Source organism: Paenibacillus doosanensis, from assembly GCF_025060755.1.
Taxonomy (GTDB): Bacteria; Bacillota; Bacilli; order Paenibacillales; family NBRC-103111; genus Paenibacillus_S; species Paenibacillus_S doosanensis.
In genome coordinates this window covers 40920-56791 of the sequence record NZ_JANYUY010000015.1, presented here as the reverse complement: position 1 = coordinate 56791, position 15872 = coordinate 40920, and the positions used below count along the sequence as shown (strand labels likewise).

14 protein-coding genes are annotated in these 15872 nt (G+C 55.9%); all 14 read left to right on the top strand.

What is annotated here, in order from left to right; all coding sequences use genetic code 11:
• Positions 1–34 precede the first annotated feature (34 nt).
• The 14 genes from purT to N0M98_RS13035 all read left to right on the top strand — a co-directional run bounded on the left by purT (position 35) and on the right by N0M98_RS13035 (position 15858).
• Positions 35–1210, top strand: a complete 1176-nt coding sequence (gene purT / locus N0M98_RS13100; protein WP_259618137.1) for a formate-dependent phosphoribosylglycinamide formyltransferase — start codon at positions 35–37, stop codon at positions 1208–1210.
• Between the two features lie 57 nt (positions 1211–1267).
• Entirely contained in the window at positions 1268–1759 is a 492-nt protein-coding gene (locus N0M98_RS13095) for an acyl-CoA thioesterase (RefSeq protein WP_249863824.1), read from the top strand.
• A gap of 69 nt (positions 1760–1828) precedes the next feature.
• Positions 1829–2617: a TIGR00266 family protein gene (locus tag N0M98_RS13090; RefSeq protein ID WP_249863823.1), complete on the top strand. Its 789-nt coding sequence runs from the start codon at positions 1829–1831 to the stop codon at positions 2615–2617.
• Between the two features lie 48 nt (positions 2618–2665).
• Entirely contained in the window at positions 2666–2938 is a 273-nt protein-coding gene (locus N0M98_RS13085) for a hypothetical protein (protein ID WP_249863822.1), read from the top strand.
• Positions 2939–3013: 75 nt separating this feature from the next.
• Positions 3014–4723: a sensor histidine kinase gene (locus tag N0M98_RS13080; RefSeq protein WP_259618136.1), complete on the top strand. Its 1710-nt coding sequence runs from the start codon at positions 3014–3016 to the stop codon at positions 4721–4723.
• Between the two features lie 4 nt (positions 4724–4727).
• The gene (locus N0M98_RS13075; RefSeq protein WP_259618135.1) at positions 4728–6257 is read left to right on the top strand and encodes a response regulator transcription factor; all 1530 of its coding nucleotides are present in this window, start codon (positions 4728–4730) and stop codon (positions 6255–6257) included.
• A 100-nt stretch (positions 6258–6357) separates the two neighbouring features.
• Positions 6358–7068 carry an ABC transporter ATP-binding protein gene (locus N0M98_RS13070; protein WP_259618134.1) on the top strand — a complete coding sequence of 237 codons (711 nt, stop codon included), beginning with the start codon at positions 6358–6360 and terminating at the stop codon, positions 7066–7068.
• Positions 7052–8092 carry an efflux RND transporter periplasmic adaptor subunit gene (locus N0M98_RS13065; RefSeq protein WP_259618133.1) on the top strand — a complete coding sequence of 347 codons (1041 nt, stop codon included), beginning with the start codon at positions 7052–7054 and terminating at the stop codon, positions 8090–8092. The genes N0M98_RS13070 and N0M98_RS13065 overlap by 17 nt, the downstream gene beginning before the upstream one ends.
• An 11-nt stretch (positions 8093–8103) precedes the next feature.
• The gene (locus N0M98_RS13060; RefSeq protein WP_259618132.1) at positions 8104–11028 is read left to right on the top strand and encodes an ABC transporter permease; all 2925 of its coding nucleotides are present in this window, start codon (positions 8104–8106) and stop codon (positions 11026–11028) included.
• A gap of 3 nt (positions 11029–11031) precedes the next feature.
• Positions 11032–11928, top strand: a complete 897-nt coding sequence (locus N0M98_RS13055) for an ABC transporter ATP-binding protein (protein WP_259618131.1) — start codon at positions 11032–11034, stop codon at positions 11926–11928.
• Positions 11925–14057, top strand: a complete 2133-nt coding sequence (locus tag N0M98_RS13050) for a hypothetical protein (protein WP_259618130.1) — start codon at positions 11925–11927, stop codon at positions 14055–14057. Before N0M98_RS13055 ends, N0M98_RS13050 begins: the two co-directional genes overlap by 4 nt.
• 100 nt (positions 14058–14157) lie before the next feature.
• Positions 14158–14646 (top strand): metallophosphoesterase family protein, encoded by a 489-nt coding sequence (locus tag N0M98_RS13045; RefSeq protein WP_249863814.1) that lies wholly within the window; start codon positions 14158–14160, stop codon positions 14644–14646.
• Between the two features lie 39 nt (positions 14647–14685).
• Positions 14686–15027, top strand: a complete 342-nt coding sequence (ytxJ, locus tag N0M98_RS13040) for a bacillithiol system redox-active protein YtxJ (protein ID WP_249863813.1) — start codon at positions 14686–14688, stop codon at positions 15025–15027.
• A 33-nt stretch (positions 15028–15060) separates the two neighbouring features.
• The gene (locus N0M98_RS13035) at positions 15061–15858 is read left to right on the top strand and encodes an alpha/beta hydrolase (protein ID WP_249863812.1); all 798 of its coding nucleotides are present in this window, start codon (positions 15061–15063) and stop codon (positions 15856–15858) included.
• The last annotated feature ends 14 nt before the right edge of the window (positions 15859–15872 follow it).

Genomic DNA, 15872 nt, shown 5'->3' with positions numbered 1-15872 from the left:
TGCAAGTATTCTCGCTTCGGGAGGAAGGATAATCATGTACGGTTCACCATTATCAGGACAGGCCAAGAAAATGCTGCTGCTCGGCTCCGGGGAGCTCGGCAAGGAAGTCGTCATTGAAGCCCAGCGGCTCGGAGTCGAGACGATTGCCGTCGATCGTTACGAGAACGCTCCGGCGATGCAGGTGGCGCATCGCTCGTATGTGATCAATATGCTCGACGGCGAGCAGCTGCGCCGGGTGATCTTGCAGGAACGCCCGGATCTGATCGTTCCGGAGATCGAGGCGATCGCTACGGACGTGCTGGTAGAGCTTGAACAAGAAGGCTTCCGCGTCGTTCCGACGGCGACGGCGGCGCGGTTGACCATGGACCGCGAAGGCATCCGCCGGTTGGCTGCGGAAACGCTGCAGCTGCCGACGGCGAAGTATGAATTCGCCGACAGCCTGGAGGAGTTGGAGGCGGCGGTCGCCAAAATAGGCACGCCGTGCGTCATTAAGCCGATTATGAGCTCCTCGGGCAAGGGCCAGAGCGTCTGCCGCACGCCGGACGACGTAGAGGCGTCGTGGAACTATGCGATGGAGGGAGGCCGCGCCAAGAAGACGAGGGTCATCGTCGAGCAGTTTATTCATTTCGAATCGGAGATTACGCTGCTTACGGTGCGCTCGGCTTCGGGAACGACGTACTGCGCGCCGATCGGCCATGTGCAGAAGGACGGCGATTATATCGAGTCCTGGCAGCCTCACCCGATGAGCGAGCGGCAGATTGCGCGGGCGCAGCAGATTGCGGGGACGATTACCGAAGCGCTGGGCGGAACGGGGATTTACGGCGTCGAGCTGTTTTTGGGCAAAGACGAGGTGTATTTCAGCGAAGTGTCGCCGCGGCCCCACGATACGGGCATGGTGACGATGGTGACGCAAGATTTGTCCGAATTCGCCCTTCATGTCAGAGCGATTCTCGGCTTTCCGATTCCGACGATCCGTCTGCTGACACCGGGAGCGTCCCACACGCTGAAGGCCGGGGAAGAACGGCAGCAATTCCGCGTCGAGGGCATCGGGCAGGCGCTGGCGCTGCCCAATACGCAGGTGCGCGTCTTCGGCAAGCCGGAGACCAAGGTAGGCCGCAGAATGGCGGTTGCGTTAAGCACGGCGGACGACGTGCAGCAGGCTCGTCAAACGGCGGCCGAAGCCGCCGCTCTATTGAAGCTGAGCTACTAAACGAATTATTTTTCGTGAGCAGGCTGTTTGTCAAAACAACAGGAGGTGTCCGGGATCATGACTGACGAAGCCAAACCGGCAAGCTTGTCACGCTCGACGATGACCGATATTATATTTCCTTCCGATACGAACTATCACGGGACGATGTTCGGAGGCGTCGTCATGCGGTATATCGATAAAATCGCGACGATTGCCAGCATGCGCCACTCGCGGCGAGGCGTCGTTACGGCATCCAGCGACAGCCTCGATTTTCTCGCTCCGGTAAGAGTCGGGGAGGCCATCATGCTGGAAGCGTTCGTTTCCTGGACGCACCGCAGCTCGATGGAAGTTTACGTCAAGGTGCAGTCCGAAAACTTGTTTACGGGAGAGCGGAAGACGACGGCGACCTCGTTTCTGACGTTCGTGGCGCTGGATGACGAGGGCAAGCCGACTCCCGTTCCCGCCGTCATCCCCGAAAGCGAAGAGGAGCTTAAGCTGTTCGCGAGCGCCGAGGAGCGGTACCAAGCGCGGAAAAAGCGCAAGGAGGAGCGCGGTCCCAAGACCGTCTGAGCCAGGCTGCTCAAGGCAAGACTTGCCAAGCCGAGGTATGATATAGTATGAAGCGGGAGGGATTGCCAAATGAACGCTCATGAAATCGATTATCAAATTGTCGGTTCGGAAATGCAATATGTGGAAATAGAGCTCGATCCGGGGGAAAGCGTCGTAGCCGAGGCGGGCAGCTTAATGATGATGGACGGCTCCATCCATATGCAGACGATTTTCGGAGACGGCAGCGACGATGACAAGGGGTTTGTCGGCAAGCTGTTCGGCGCGGGCAAACGGCTGTTGACCGGCGAAAGCTTGTTCATGACGCTGTTTACGAACCATGGCCGCGGGAAGGAGAGAGTGTCCTTCGCTTCGCCGTATCCGGGGCATATTCTGCCTATGGATTTGTCGCAGCTCGGCGGCAGGCTGATCTGCCAGAAGGATGCCTTTCTTTGCGCCGCCAAAGGCGTATCGGTAGGAATCGCTCTGCAGCGTAAGCTGGGTACCGGCTTCTTCGGCGGAGAAGGCTTCATCATGCAAAAGATCGAGGGAGACGGACTGGCGTTCGTTCACGCCGGCGGGGCGATCTGCGAGAAGGTGCTGGCTCCGGGAGAGCTGATCCGCGTGGATACGGGCTGCCTGGTCGCCATGACGCAGGATATCGATTATGATATCGAGTTCGTCAAAGGAATCAAGACCGCTATTTTCGGCGGGGAAGGCTTATTCTTCGCCACGCTGCGAGGGCCGGGACGGGTATGGATTCAATCGCTGCCGTTCAGCCGTCTGGCAGACCGCGTGCTTTCGGCTACCCGCGCGGGCGGCCGTAAGGAAGAAGGCAGCATTCTCGGGGGAATCGGCAATCTACTTGACGGGGATAAGTAAAACAAGCTATTATTCAAAGATAAATACATAAGAGAGGTGCTGAGATCAATGGCATATCAACCACAAGTCGTCGATGCCAAAATTGTCAGCCACAACCAGAAAAATGGTTTGTTTGAAATTGTGGTGAACTTGAAGGACCGCACTTCGTGCCGACTTATATTCGAGAAGGAAGCAGCATCCGGCGAGCCGGTTTTGACGCATGTCAATCGTCTGCTCAAAGAGCCTTGCCCGATTTGCCGCAAGGATTTCTTGTGCAACTGCATGTCGAGCTATAAAGACGAGCTTGCGGCTCAAGCGATTCAAATGGCAGGAACGCCGTAACGAAATGAAACCCGTGAGCTTTAAGGCTCATGGGTTTTTTTCCAAATTTGAGAGGTTTCGGGAGATTAGACGCGCATGTTTCGTCTGCTAATTTATGTGTTGCTCGTATGCACGTTGTCCGTGCTTGCCACCGTTACGTTCTATTCCCGCCAATTGGCGGAGAAGGAGCGCCTCGAAATGTCGGGACAGGTCGCGCGTCTGCACGAACAGACGCTGCAAAGACTGAAGCAAACGTTTGCCGAGCTGGACGGCATAGCCCGCAGCATTGGCGGCGATCCTTATGTGCAGCGGCTGGCCGACGATTCGCTAACCCGCGATTCGGCGGAGGAGAGGACGCTCAGAGACTATACCGACATGCTTATCAAACAGCAAATCTCGCAGATGCCGTATATATCGGATTTATGCGTCGCGGTGAACGATAAACGCTATATCATTTGCACGAACTCCGATGCGGCCGGCGCGCTGCTTGACGTTCAGCCGGGCGCGCTTCAGAAGCAGGATAGAGTTATCGTGCGCAGACAGGCGGAGGACGATGTGTCGGGTCCGGCGGAAATGATCTATGCGGCGCCTGTAGCGGACCGCAAAACGAATGTGGTCAGAGGTTCGGTGCACATGATGATCGATATGGATTCGCTGATGAAAGACATCTACGGCAAGTGGCCGCTGCTGCGCAACCAACTGCTGGATCAAGACGGCGCGACGATGTACAGCAGGTTCTCCTCGGCCTATAACGGGGATGTCCGAGAGCCGGAATGGGCGACGGCGCAGGACGGACAGACCCAGTGGAAGGGCGATGCCGTATGGTCCCAGCTTAAGGTGGAACTGCCCGGGACGGTATGGACGTCGCGAATCGAAGCTCCGCAGAGCTTGGAGCATGCTCACGGACAAGCTTTTCGGCAGACGCTCGCACTGGCGATCCTGCTGCTGCTGTTTGTAATAGGTTTAAGCGCTTACTTGTTTCGTCATTTTTTTACGACCCCGATGCTGCACCTGCGCGCATTGATGAATCGGGCGGAGCTCGGCGATTTCAAAGCGTATTGGGTACGTAAAAGCAGCCGCGAATGGAGCGAGCTCGGAGAGAGCTACAACCAGATGCTCAACAGGCTGGAAGAGCTGATCAAGCAGGTAAAGAGAGAGGAATCGTTGAAAAAAGAAGCGGAGATGGAAGCGCTGCAATATCAGCTGAACCCTCACTTTTTGTATAATACGCTCAATACGATCAAATGGGTGGCGAAGATGCATCATACGCCGCAAATCGCCGAGGTCGTTACCTCGCTGGTAAGGCTGCTGCAGGCGAGCTTGGGGAAAAAGGGAGATTTCATCACGATCCGCGAAGAAATCGGGCTGATTCGCGATTATATGGAAATTCAATCGTTTCGCTACGGCGATCAAGTGCGGCTGGAATGCGAAGTCGATTCGCTGACTAACGGCTGCCTCGTTCCCCGCATGATTTTGCAGCCTTTAGTTGAGAATGCGATTATTCACGGAATCGAGCCGGGGCGAAAAGGGGGACTTATCGTTATCCGCATCTGGCTAGACGTGCAGCGTGAGCTTCTGCTGTGCCAAGTAGAAGATAACGGAATAGGTATGGAGAGCGAGCCGCTGCGGCATGATAGCGACGCGGCCGCGATGAGGGAGCGGATGAGCGGTATCGGACTGAAGCATATTCGGGAAAAAATCCGTCTGTATTACGGAGACGGCTATAACATGAGCATTATAAGCAAGGCGCGGCAGGGAACGACGATACGTTTGACGCTGCCGGTGCATCAAAGCGAGGTAGGATAAGCCCATGATGAACGTACTGATTGTCGATGATGAGCCGATCGTGCGCAAAGTGCTCAAAACGATGATCCGCTGGGAGGAGCACGGCCTGCAATGGGCGGGCGAAGCGGCCGATGGCCTGGATGCGTGGGAGTTTGTGCGCAGCGGCCGCGTCGATCTGATCGTTACCGATATTCTAATGCCCCGAATGGACGGCTTGGAGCTGGTCAAGCGGCTGAAGGAAGAGGGGGCGGATGTCGCTATCGTCGTGCTCAGCTGCCTGGACGATTTCGCCTATGTAAAGGAAGCGATGAAGCGGGGGGCCCATGATTATATATTGAAGCCGACGATGGAGCCGGAGCAGCTGGCGGTTATTTTGGGCGAGGCCAGAGAAGCTCTGCAGAGCCAACGGACGGATAAAGCGCAGCGCGAGCGGCTGCATCGCGAGCTGCAGCAGTCCAAGCAGGCCCAATGGGGCCTTAGGCTGCAAAAAACGTGGATCAGCGGGGAGCCTGACGAAGAACTGGCGAACGAATGGTTCGGGGCGGGCGCCGAAATGGCCAGCTTCATGATTTATTTCGCGCCCGGCGCAGCTCTGCCGGTACTCGGTTGGCACTGGCCTGATGCGCTCGCTTATGTGTCGCTGAGCGAACAGCGGCTGCTGCTTTTCTATGACAAGCCGGGGAACGGCGGCGGGCTCGCGGACTTTCTCGGCGGAGAGGCCGGGCTCATGCCGGAGTCGTACTTGATAACCGAGGTTGCGGGCATTCGCTGCGCCGAGCAGCTGAGAGACGTTATCGCGATGCACGAGAGCAAGCGCCACGGCTATTTCTATGGATACGAGGCGGCGGACGGGACGGATCGGGAAGCGGCCGACGGCTTCGCGAAGCAAGCGGCGGAAGGGCTGCTTCCGCAGGAAGAGAAGCAAAATTTGCTGCGGGCCGTTGCCGGGATGAACGAAGAAGCGATGAACTATTGGTCCCGGCAAATCGGGGAGCGCCTGCTGCAGTTGCAGCCTGCCGTCGATGCGGCGTACGCGTTCGTGTACGAGCTGCTCGGCCAGGCGGCCGCATTCGCTAGGCAGCAGACGGCCGCGGATTTGGAGCCGTTCGAGCGGCAGTATGTTACGGCCGTCTCCGTGCAGTCGCATCTGCGGATGGATTCCCTGGCGGCATGGCTGACGGAGGCTTGTCGCGTTTTAGCTAGGCAGCTGCAAGCGAAGCCGCTGCCGGTCTCGCGCAATCCGTTCGTCCGCAAGGCGATACATTATATGGAGCGTCATTATCATCTGCAAATCAGCACATCCGACATTGCCGAGCATGTCAGGCTCAGCCGCAGCTATTTGAGCGATTTGTACGGCAAGGAAACCGGCGAATCGCTGACGGAGACGCTTACGGCCATCCGGATTGACGAAGCCAAGCGTCTTTTGACCGCAGGCGAGCGGAAAGTGTATGAAGTCGCGGAAGCCGTCGGCTTCATCGACGCCAAAGCGTTCGCCAAGACGTTCAAAAGAATTGTCGGATGCACGCCGAAAGAATACGAGGAACAGAACAAATAGACACCAATTCCTAACAAATTGGTGTCTATTTTTATGCGATGGAAAAAGTTACATTTATTATAGAGAACGCTTACATAAAAAAGGGGTGCAATCCATCGATATGAATTATCCGTTATTGAAACAATCCGCTGCGGAGCCGATTATCCAGGCGCTCGGCGTAACCCGGACTTTCGGTAAGGGAAGCGGGGCCGTTCATGCGCTTCGCGGCGCCAATCTTAGCATTTCCGCGGGGCGGCTTGTCGCTTTGAGAGGACGATCCGGCTCCGGGAAAACGACGCTGCTGAACATGCTCGGGGCGCTCGACCGGCCGACCGAAGGGGCGATCTATTTCATGGGACAGGACGTCACCGTCATGTCGGACAAAAAGCGCAACGAGCTGCGCCGCACGCAGCTTGGCCTCATCTTTCAGTCCTTCGCCCTGGTGCCGTATATGTCGGCTTATGAGAACGTCGAATTCGGCTTGCGCATCGCCGGCGTCCCTTCGTCGAAGTATCGGGAGTATTCGGAGCAGGCGCTCGATTTTGTCGGGCTGAAGGCGAGAATGAAGCATCGCCCTTATGAGATGTCGGGGGGAGAGCAGCAGCGCGTCGCCATTGCCCGGGCGATCGCTCATCGCCCGAAGCTGCTGCTGGCCGACGAGCCTACCGCGGAGCTGGACAGCCGGATGGGGCTGCAGGTCATGAAGGTGTTTAAGGATCTCGTCCAGCAGGAAGGCATGACGATCGTCTTAACGACGCATGATCCGGCGATTATGGAAATCGTCGATCAAGTATACGCATTGGAGGATGGGCACATTGTGGAAGAAGGCTAATCACCGGCATAAGCCGTTCATTATGGCGGCGCTGGCCGCATCGGTATTGGCGCTGCCGGGCTGCAGCCTGCTGCCCAAAGAAGAACAGGCGCTGCAACCGCCGTTGGTCAAGCCCGTCAAGGAAAACTTCGAGCTTTACGAAGTGAAGAAAGGGACCATTACGAAGCAGATTAGCGGCGTAGGCACCTTCGCTTCCGACAGGCTGCAGTATTTGTCCTACCCCGAATCGGGAGGCAGATTGACCGCAATCAACGTAATGCTCGGCTCGGAAGTGGCGAAGGGCGATGTAGTGGCGGAGCTCGACAAAGGAGAGATTGAGGGGAAAATCCGTCAGCAGGAGCTGGTCGTGGAGAAAGCCAAGATCGCTCTGGAGCAGACGAAGGATGAGAAGCGCGGAGACGCTCTGGCCATTCGTTCCAAAGTCCTCGACGTCCAGAAGGAGGAAATACAGCTTGATATGCTCCGCCAGCAATTGGCCAAAACAAAGCTCATTTCCGACGTGGACGGCATTGTCACTTACATCGATTCGATTAAGCAGGGCGATGCGGTAACCGCTTACAAAACGATCGTAAGCGTCTCCGATCCCAAGTCGATCAAGCTGGTATACGAAACCGCCAATACGAACGATCTGACCGGCATTCAGGTAGGCATGACGGCCGAATTAAAGATTAAATCGACAAGTCTTCAGGGGAAAGTCGTCCAGATTCCGGCTACCGCTCCACAATCCGATGTGAAGGCGATCGCCGATAAAAACGCCAAGTCCATCGTCATTGTCCCCGATCGCCTTCCCGACGAGGTGACGATCGGCACGAATGCCGATATTTCCATCGTGACCGAGCAAAGGGAGAACGTCCTCGTCATTCCGAAGGTCGGACTTCGTTCCTATTTGGGGCGGGATTATGTTCAGGTGTTGGAAGGAGAGAGCCGCAAAGAAGTGGACGTGGAGAAAGGCATCGTGTCGGCCACCGAGGTGGAAATCCGCAAGGGGCTTAAGGAAGGGCAAAAGGTGATTTTAAACAATTGAGGTGACGGGTCTTGGCAATTCTTGTGATGATCATGCGCAAAATGATCAAAAACAAATGGCTTGAATTCAGCCTGCTGCTGGGCCTGATCATCTCGGTCGGACTGGTCAGCAGCATGCCCATTTATACGAACGCCATTTTGCAGCGGCTGCTGGTGAAGGACCTTGAGCTTCTGCAAGAAAACACTTTGCAGTATCCTGGCATCTTCTGGACGTCCACCTACATTACGGGGGAGCTTAAACCTGCCGATGCGAAGCAAGCGATTCGCGATGCGGACGATTATATGGTTCATACGGCGCAGCCGCGCTTTCAGCTTCCGATCAACTCGTACGTCATCGAACGGGCGACGGACAAATACAATCTGGTGCCTGCGGACGCCGGTAAAATCGACGGCACGGTCAAGCGGCTCGCCGACATCACCGCGCTGAGCGATCTGGAGGATCACGTCAGGCTGATCGACGGCAAGTTTCCGGCGGCGGAGCCGGTGAACGGCGTTGTCGAGGTCGCAGTTGTCGATCAGGCGCTGACGAATCTGAAAATGGTCGTAGGGCAGGAGTTTGAGATTGAGGACGAAGCGGCTCCGCAGAAGTTCCGTTTCAAAATCGTCGGAGTGATCGACCGCAAATCGTATGACGATGTGTATTGGTACAATGCGTTGTCGAGCTATAATTCGAGCCTGCTCGTCGCGTTCCCATGGTTTGAGAAATATGTGAGCGAGGAGCAGCAACTGATGCTTCGCTCCAGCATTTGGTATACGACCGTCGATTACAGCCAGATGAAGCTGGATTCCATACCGAGATTCATTCAGACTTACCAGCGAACGGAAGATTTCCTGAGCTCCAAGTTCCCGAACTATTCGATGAAGGCTCCGGCTTTGCAAACGTTAAACGGTTATTATGTCAAAGAAGAGAAGCTTCGCACGATGCTCTGGTCGCTGAACGTGCCGGTCATGATTATGCTCGCGTACTATTTGTTCATGGTATCGAATCTGATTACGGAGCGTCAGAAGACCGAAATCGCCGTCCTGCGCAGCCGCGGCGCGAGCAGGCTGCAGATTATTATGGGCTATGTGGTCGAGGGGCTGCTGCTCGGCGGTATCGCCCTCATCGTCGGACCGATGTGCGGACTTTACCTGACCCGAATGCTCGGGGCCTCCAACGGATTTCTCGAATTCGTGCAGCGGGCGGCCCTGGACGTGCGTCTGAATCGCGAAGCGTATCAATACGGAATGATTGCGGTGTTTTGCTCGCTCGCGATGACGCTGCTTCCCGTGCTGTTCGCCACAAGAACGAGCATCGTCGGTCATAAGCAGCAGATGGCCCGCCAATCCAAGTCCTCGTTTTGGCACAAGTACTTTTTGGACCTCATTCTGATCGGAATCGCGCTCTACGGGCTGAAGTCGTTCGAGCGCAGAATGGCCGATATGCAATCGCTGGGCCTGGAGGCGAGCGATCTGCAGATGGACCCGCTGCTGTTTCTTGTGCCGGCGCTATTCATCCTCGGAGCCAGCTTCGCCATGCTGCGCATTTATCCATGGATGATCCGCGGGATTTACGGCGCCGGACGCCGTTTGTGGCCACCGTCGCTATATTCGACGCTGCTTCAGGTAGGCCGGTCGACGACGCAGTACCAGGCGATCATGGTGTTTCTGAGCGTTACGCTGGCTACGGGCCTGTTCAGCGCAAGCGCAGCGAGAACGATTAATAAAAATGCCGGAGAGAAAATCATGTACGGCAACGGGGCCGATATCGCGATGCAGATCAAATGGGAGGATGACGCGCCCCCGCCTGGAATGGATATGGAGGAATCGGATGACGCGGATGATCAAGACGCCGGGGCGACCCCGGTCATCCCGGAACCGAAGAAAAAGATTCAGTATTCCGAGCCGCCGTTTCTGCCGCTGACCCAGCTGCCGGGTGTCGAGCATGCGGCCAAAGTGTTTACGAAGCCGGAGGCCCAATTTACGGTCGGCAAGGAGAAGGGAACCGCCACCATGATGGGGATCGATACCGACGATTTCGGAAATACGGCCTGGCTGCGGGACGGACTGCTGGATCATTATTTTAACGACTACTTGAACCTGCTCGCTTCTAATCCGCAAGCGGTGCTTATTTCCCGGACATTAGCGGATCAGTTCAATGTGAAGGTAGGCGACCATCTGTACGCGGGGTGGAACGGGGTAGAGAGCACGATGTTCAATATATACGGCATCGTCGATTATTGGCCGTCCTGGAATCCGAATCCGAAGTATGCGGATAAGTCGGCAAGCTCAAGCGGCTCGGCGGCAGGCGCTAAAGCGAAGAAAGTGCTGGCTCCGATGCTTATCGTCGGCCATTTGTCCTATATCCAGAATAATATGGCTCTCGAGCCGTATGACGTCTGGCTGAAGCTGAAACCGGACGCTTCCAGCCAGCAGCTGTACGACGCGCTGGAAGAGAAGAAAATCCCGGTCACCAAGCTGACCGACGCCAAACAGGAGCTGATCAAATCCAAGAATGATCCGTTTCTGCTGGCTATCAACGGCGTGATGACGCTAGGGTTTATTATTTCGATCGTTATCAGCTTTTGCGGCTTTTTGCTGTATTGGATTTTGTCGCTCATGAGCCGGGTGCTGCAGCTTGGCATTTTGCGGGCTATGGGCATATCGTTCAGGCAGCTGATCTTTATGCTGATCGGCGAGCAGCTGCTGACATCGGGGGCCGCTATCGCGATCGGGCTGCTCTCGGGCAGTCTGACGAGCCGGTTATTCGTGCCGATGTTCCAGCTCTCGCTGCAATCGTCAAGTCAAGTGCCGCCGTTTCAGGTGACGTTCGACCCCCGCGACCAGCTGCAGCTGTACATCATCGTGAGCGTGATGCTGCTGATGGGACTGTTCATTCTCGGCACCATGCTGTCGCGGATTAAAATTCATCAAGCTGTGAAGCTCGGGGAGGATTAGAACATGATACATTGCGATAACCTTGTCAAAATATATAAGGTCGCCGACCTGGAAGTCGTAGCTCTGCAAGGGTTGGATCTTCATGTGGAGCCCGGCGAGCTGATGGCGATCATCGGCAACAGCGGCAGCGGCAAATCGACGCTGCTGAATATGCTGGGGGGGCTGGATCGCCCTTCGGCGGGCCAACTTCAGGTGGACGGCAAAGATTTGCTCAAATTCACCGAGAAGGATCTCGTCAAATACAAGCGGGAAACCGTCGGTTTCGTCTGGCAGAACAATGCGAGGAACTTGATTCCTTATCTTACGGCGCTGGAGAACGTGGAACTGCCGATATTGCTGCAGGGCAGACGGAAGCGGGAGCGGGCGCTGGAGCTGCTGGAGGCGGTCGGCCTCAGCCATCGTATCAAGAACAGGCTGAATCAGCTGTCCGGCGGCGAACAGCAGCGCGTAGCGATCGCGATTGCACTCGCGAACAATCCGAAGATGCTGCTTGCGGACGAACCGACCGGTTCCGTAGATACGAAGATGGCGAACCAGATTCTCGATTTGTTCCGCGACTTGAACCGGCGGATGGGGCTTACGGTCGTTATCGTTACGCATGATCCGCTGCTGGCGAAGAAGGTGGACCGCGTCGTAGCGATCCGCGACGGCAAAACCTCTTCGGAGATTATCCGCAAGAAATCGTATGCCGACGAGCTGGCGGAGCTGGAGCGGGGCGTGCAAGTGGACGAAGAGGATTCCCATGTGGAGTACGCCGTACTGGATAAGTCAGGACGGCTGCAAATACCGGGCGATATGCTGCAAACGATCGGCATACAGTCGTCCAATAAGGTCCGGGTTCAGGTGGAAGACGGACGCATTGTGCTGCTGCCTCCCGAGGAGAAGGGAGTGAAAGCATGAGAAGGTCTGCGATCAATAAAATGGCGCTGCTCGTCCTGCTCGCTTCGAGCTCGGTTTGGGGCTTGCCGGATAGCAAGGCTATGGCCGAAAGCTTCGGTTATCAGCGCGATGAGCTGGACGCTGCGGCGAGACTGTCGTCCGTCGCGCTTTCGCCGTACAGCGGCATCGAGCTGAAGAACGCCGCCGTCATGCCTGGGGATAACGGAAACATGCTGTATTTTACGTTAACGGTGACGAACGGCGGGAACGGCTCGTTGTCGTTTCTCGATTATTGGGTGAAGGTGTACAGCCGCTCCGGCGCCGAATTTACCGCGGATTTGCTGCCGCAGGATAAGCTGAAGAAGGAAATTCCCGCCGGGCAGCAAATGGACTTTTCCTTCTATGCCCCAGTGAATGATGCGACGGTCTTGAGCGATCTGTCGTTTAGCATTATCCGATGGGATTATTCGAGCGCCGAGCTGGAAAAGAAGGTGGGCGACATCCGATTTCCGGAGGAGGCGGAGGCCGCCGGCGTCTTCGCTCCAGAGTCGGCAAGCAAGACGGTTTCCATGGGCGGGATGCCCGTTGCCTTGGAAGTCACCGCATGGTCTGCGCTGACGAACGACAGCTTTATCTCGCCCAAGCTCACGCTAAGGCTGACGAACAAGGGACAGGCGACCTTGAAGCTGCCGGGTTATCAGTACTCTCTTCGCGCGTCGAACGGAGCAATGTATCCGCTGGACATCGCGGTAAACGGAGACAAGCAGCAGCTGCAGCCGGAGGTGCCGCTGGATTTGCAGCTGAAGGCGGCTCAGCTTCCGGCAGCTGCCGCGGACGGCGGCTGGGATGTCGTCATGACCCAGCCGGTCACGGTGTCAAACGATTTGAAACTGGATGTGCCGGTGACGACTTTGAAGGTGACGGCCGAACAGCAGGCCCCCCAATCGCTGGGCGATTCGATCGAGTATACCAACAAAGACGGAGTCTACGAAATGAAGCTGGAGAAGCTCGACAGAATGCCGTGGGACGACCAGGACGTGCTCAGCGCCGATCTAAGCATCTCGCATAGACAGGCCTCAGCGCTGCCTTTCCCGGAATTGAAGGCTTATTACGAGCTGGATGGCGGCGTCAAGGTAGAAGCTAAGGCAGTCAAGACGGATCAGGCTGTGGGCCTTCCGCCGGCGGCTTCGGTCCATGTTCAGCTGGTAGGCAAAATTCCGTATACATACCCGTTTTCGGCGATCAAGCTCGTCCTTCAAGAGAAGGAAAGCGATAACGGGACGGAGGACATCGCGCAATTTCTGCTGCCTCCATCGGCAGTCAAGCTGCCGGAGGTTCCGTTCGGGCAGCCGCAATCGATCACTGCGGCCGGGCGCAGCACCCAGTATGCGCCGCGCGCGATAAATACATTTACCGACGGGAAAAGTAAGCTGCTGGAAGCGCAGCTCGAGGTGACGAACCGGGAGAAGCGCTCCGGCGCAATCCCGAAGCTGTCGGCGTTCGTCAAAACGCCGGACGATTCGTTGTATCCGGCTAAGGTGCGGGAAGTGAAGCAGAAATTGAACCCGCAGGGCACGGCGCTCGTCTCCTTTTCCACGAAACTGCCGGTAAGCGTGGATACGAGCGGTCTGAAGCTGGTCGTCGGGGAGTCGGTGACCGATCAGCACATCAGCTTGCCGGATGACAAGCCGGACGCTTATATTAACGCCGTCGAAATGGAGCTTCCAAGGGAACGGCAGCAGGGGCAGGAGACGCTGAAACAATTGTCGTTCGCTCCCTACACCATATCGCTAAGCCAAATCAGCACCTGGCTGGACAGCTCCCAGCTGCGCGTCAATTTCCTGTACGATCTGGAGAAGGACAGCTTCCTGGAGACGAATAACGACGGCAGCAAAGTAATCATCCAATTCCAGGACGAAGCCGGCAACATGACTTACGAGCAAAAGTTTTATCTGGAAACGGCGGCGGACGACGACGATCTGAAGCTAGAACTGGGCGAACACAGCTATAAAATGACCGTCAAGGATTCCGATTTGCTCGGGAAAATCCAGTCCCTTAAAAAATATAAGCTTTCCGTCTACTACGAGTTTCAAGGCATGCGCAAGCTTCTAGGCTCGCAAACGATCGACTGGTTCGGCAAAACCGATTGAGGCGGATATGCGTTTGAAAGCACCTTAACAGGTGCTTTTTTCTTTTATGAAAGTTATGGTAGAATGAAGAAATGAGCGGCATTCGAAAGGAGGGGTACATTTGCGCGTTGGGGTCGTTTCCGATACGCATATGTTTGGGCGGGCCAAGCAGCTTCCGCAGGCTCTGGTTGAAGGCTTGCAGGGCGTTGATTTGATTGTTCACGCCGGAGATTGGATCGATGAGAGAGTTGTCGGCTTGTTTGAACAGATCGCTCCTACGGACGGTGTCGCCGGCAATAATGACGGAATGGACATTATCGAACGGTTCGGACGCCATAAAGTGTTGAACGTATCCGGCTTTCGCATCGGCTTGGTGCATGGGGACGGAGGGCGCAAGTCTACCCTGGACAAAGCCATCGACGCATTCCGCGATATGAGCGTCGATGTGATCGTATTCGGCCATTCCCACATTCCCTACCAAGGGCTGCATAACGGCATTTTATTATTTAATCCCGGTTCACCGACCGACAAACGGCGTCAGCCGCGGTATTCCTACGGCATCCTCGAGCTGGGCTCGAGCGTTGAGGCGTCCTTGTTCTACTTTGACTAGGGACGGCCGTCATTCTAATACGATATTGGAGGTTTTATCATGACACAATGGAAAGAAATTACGACGTTGGAAGAATGGAATCAACAACTGGATGGAACCGCGAACAAGCCTATCGTTGTGCTTAAGCATAGTACGGCTTGTCCGGTCAGCTTCAACGCGCTGAAAGAATACGAGGCTTACCTGCAAAATAAGCCGAACAATGACGTCGACTACGTATTGGTCAAAGTTATCGAATCGCGTCCGGTATCGAATCAGATTGCGGAAGATACCGGCGTGAAGCACGCTTCCCCGCAAATTTTGTATATTAAAAATAAAGAGACGATTTGGAATACGTCCCACTGGGCCATTACGGAAGAACATATGACGGCGGTTCTCGACTAACCGGTTCGCGCCGACATCTAGGGAGGAAGAACCATGACTGTGCGGCCGCATCCGTTTTTCTCCGGAGCGTTGTATGCCCGTAAATTATGCTTCGTCTATTTGCCGGACGGCTATGAGCGGGAAGAGCGCGATTACCCGGTCATCTATTTGCTTCACGGCATGTTCGGCAGCGAGGCGCATTGGCTGCTGAAAGGAAATGCCGAGCAGACGCTGGATCGGATGATGGCGGCCGGTTCGCTTCGCCGCTGCATTGTCGTGATGCCGAGCGACGGAGGTTACGGAACGGGAACCTTTTATATGAACTGGTACGATGGCAGCGGGCGGTTTGAGGATTATTTCATTTATGATCTGGTCGAGGATATCGATAAGCAGTTCAGAACCAGAAAAGAGCCGGGCGGTCGGGCCGTCTGCGGCTTATCCATGGGAGGGTTCGGCGCGTTCTCGCTGGCGCTGAGGCATCCACAGCTGTTCGGAGCGGCGGCCAGTTTGTCCGGGGCATTGACATCCACGGCGGCGATTGCCGCCCGGTACGCGCGTTCGGATATAAGCCGGATGATCGGCCCGCTTCATGGCCCGTATGCCGGGGAATACGATCTTCAAGCGCTCGCAAGCCGCAGGCTGAAGGAAGAAGGGCGTCCCGCTCTGTATTTCAATTGCGGCACCGGCGACGAACTGCACGGAATGAACGCCGCTTATCGCGAGCATCTGGAAAGCATCGGCTACAGCCATAAGTATGAAGAGTATTCCGGAGAACATACATGGGATTACTGGAGCGAGCATCTGCCGGATGCGCTCGGTTTCCTTGAATCCTATTTTGCTTCGTGCGATTGAAGCGGCATAGGCCG

What these genes read in the sequence shown, in the direction of transcription:
- N0M98_RS13075 (WP_259618135.1), top strand. Translation starts at nt 4,728, where the DNA reads ATGATGAACGTACTGATTGTCGATGATGAGCCGATCGTGCGCAAAGTG.
- ytxJ (WP_249863813.1), top strand. Translation starts at nt 14,686, where the DNA reads ATGACACAATGGAAAGAAATTACGACGTTGGAAGAATGGAATCAACAA.
- N0M98_RS13035 (WP_249863812.1), top strand. Translation starts at nt 15,061, where the DNA reads ATGACTGTGCGGCCGCATCCGTTTTTCTCCGGAGCGTTGTATGCCCGT.
- N0M98_RS13095 (WP_249863824.1), top strand. Translation starts at nt 1,268, where the DNA reads ATGACTGACGAAGCCAAACCGGCAAGCTTGTCACGCTCGACGATGACC.
- N0M98_RS13070 (WP_259618134.1), top strand. Translation starts at nt 6,358, where the DNA reads ATGAATTATCCGTTATTGAAACAATCCGCTGCGGAGCCGATTATCCAG.
- N0M98_RS13055 (WP_259618131.1), top strand. Translation starts at nt 11,032, where the DNA reads ATGATACATTGCGATAACCTTGTCAAAATATATAAGGTCGCCGACCTG.
- N0M98_RS13080 (WP_259618136.1), top strand. Translation starts at nt 3,014, where the DNA reads ATGTTTCGTCTGCTAATTTATGTGTTGCTCGTATGCACGTTGTCCGTG.
- N0M98_RS13085 (WP_249863822.1), top strand. Translation starts at nt 2,666, where the DNA reads ATGGCATATCAACCACAAGTCGTCGATGCCAAAATTGTCAGCCACAAC.
- N0M98_RS13090 (WP_249863823.1), top strand. Translation starts at nt 1,829, where the DNA reads ATGAACGCTCATGAAATCGATTATCAAATTGTCGGTTCGGAAATGCAA.
- N0M98_RS13050 (WP_259618130.1), top strand. Translation starts at nt 11,925, where the DNA reads ATGAGAAGGTCTGCGATCAATAAAATGGCGCTGCTCGTCCTGCTCGCT.
- purT (WP_259618137.1), top strand. Translation starts at nt 35, where the DNA reads ATGTACGGTTCACCATTATCAGGACAGGCCAAGAAAATGCTGCTGCTC.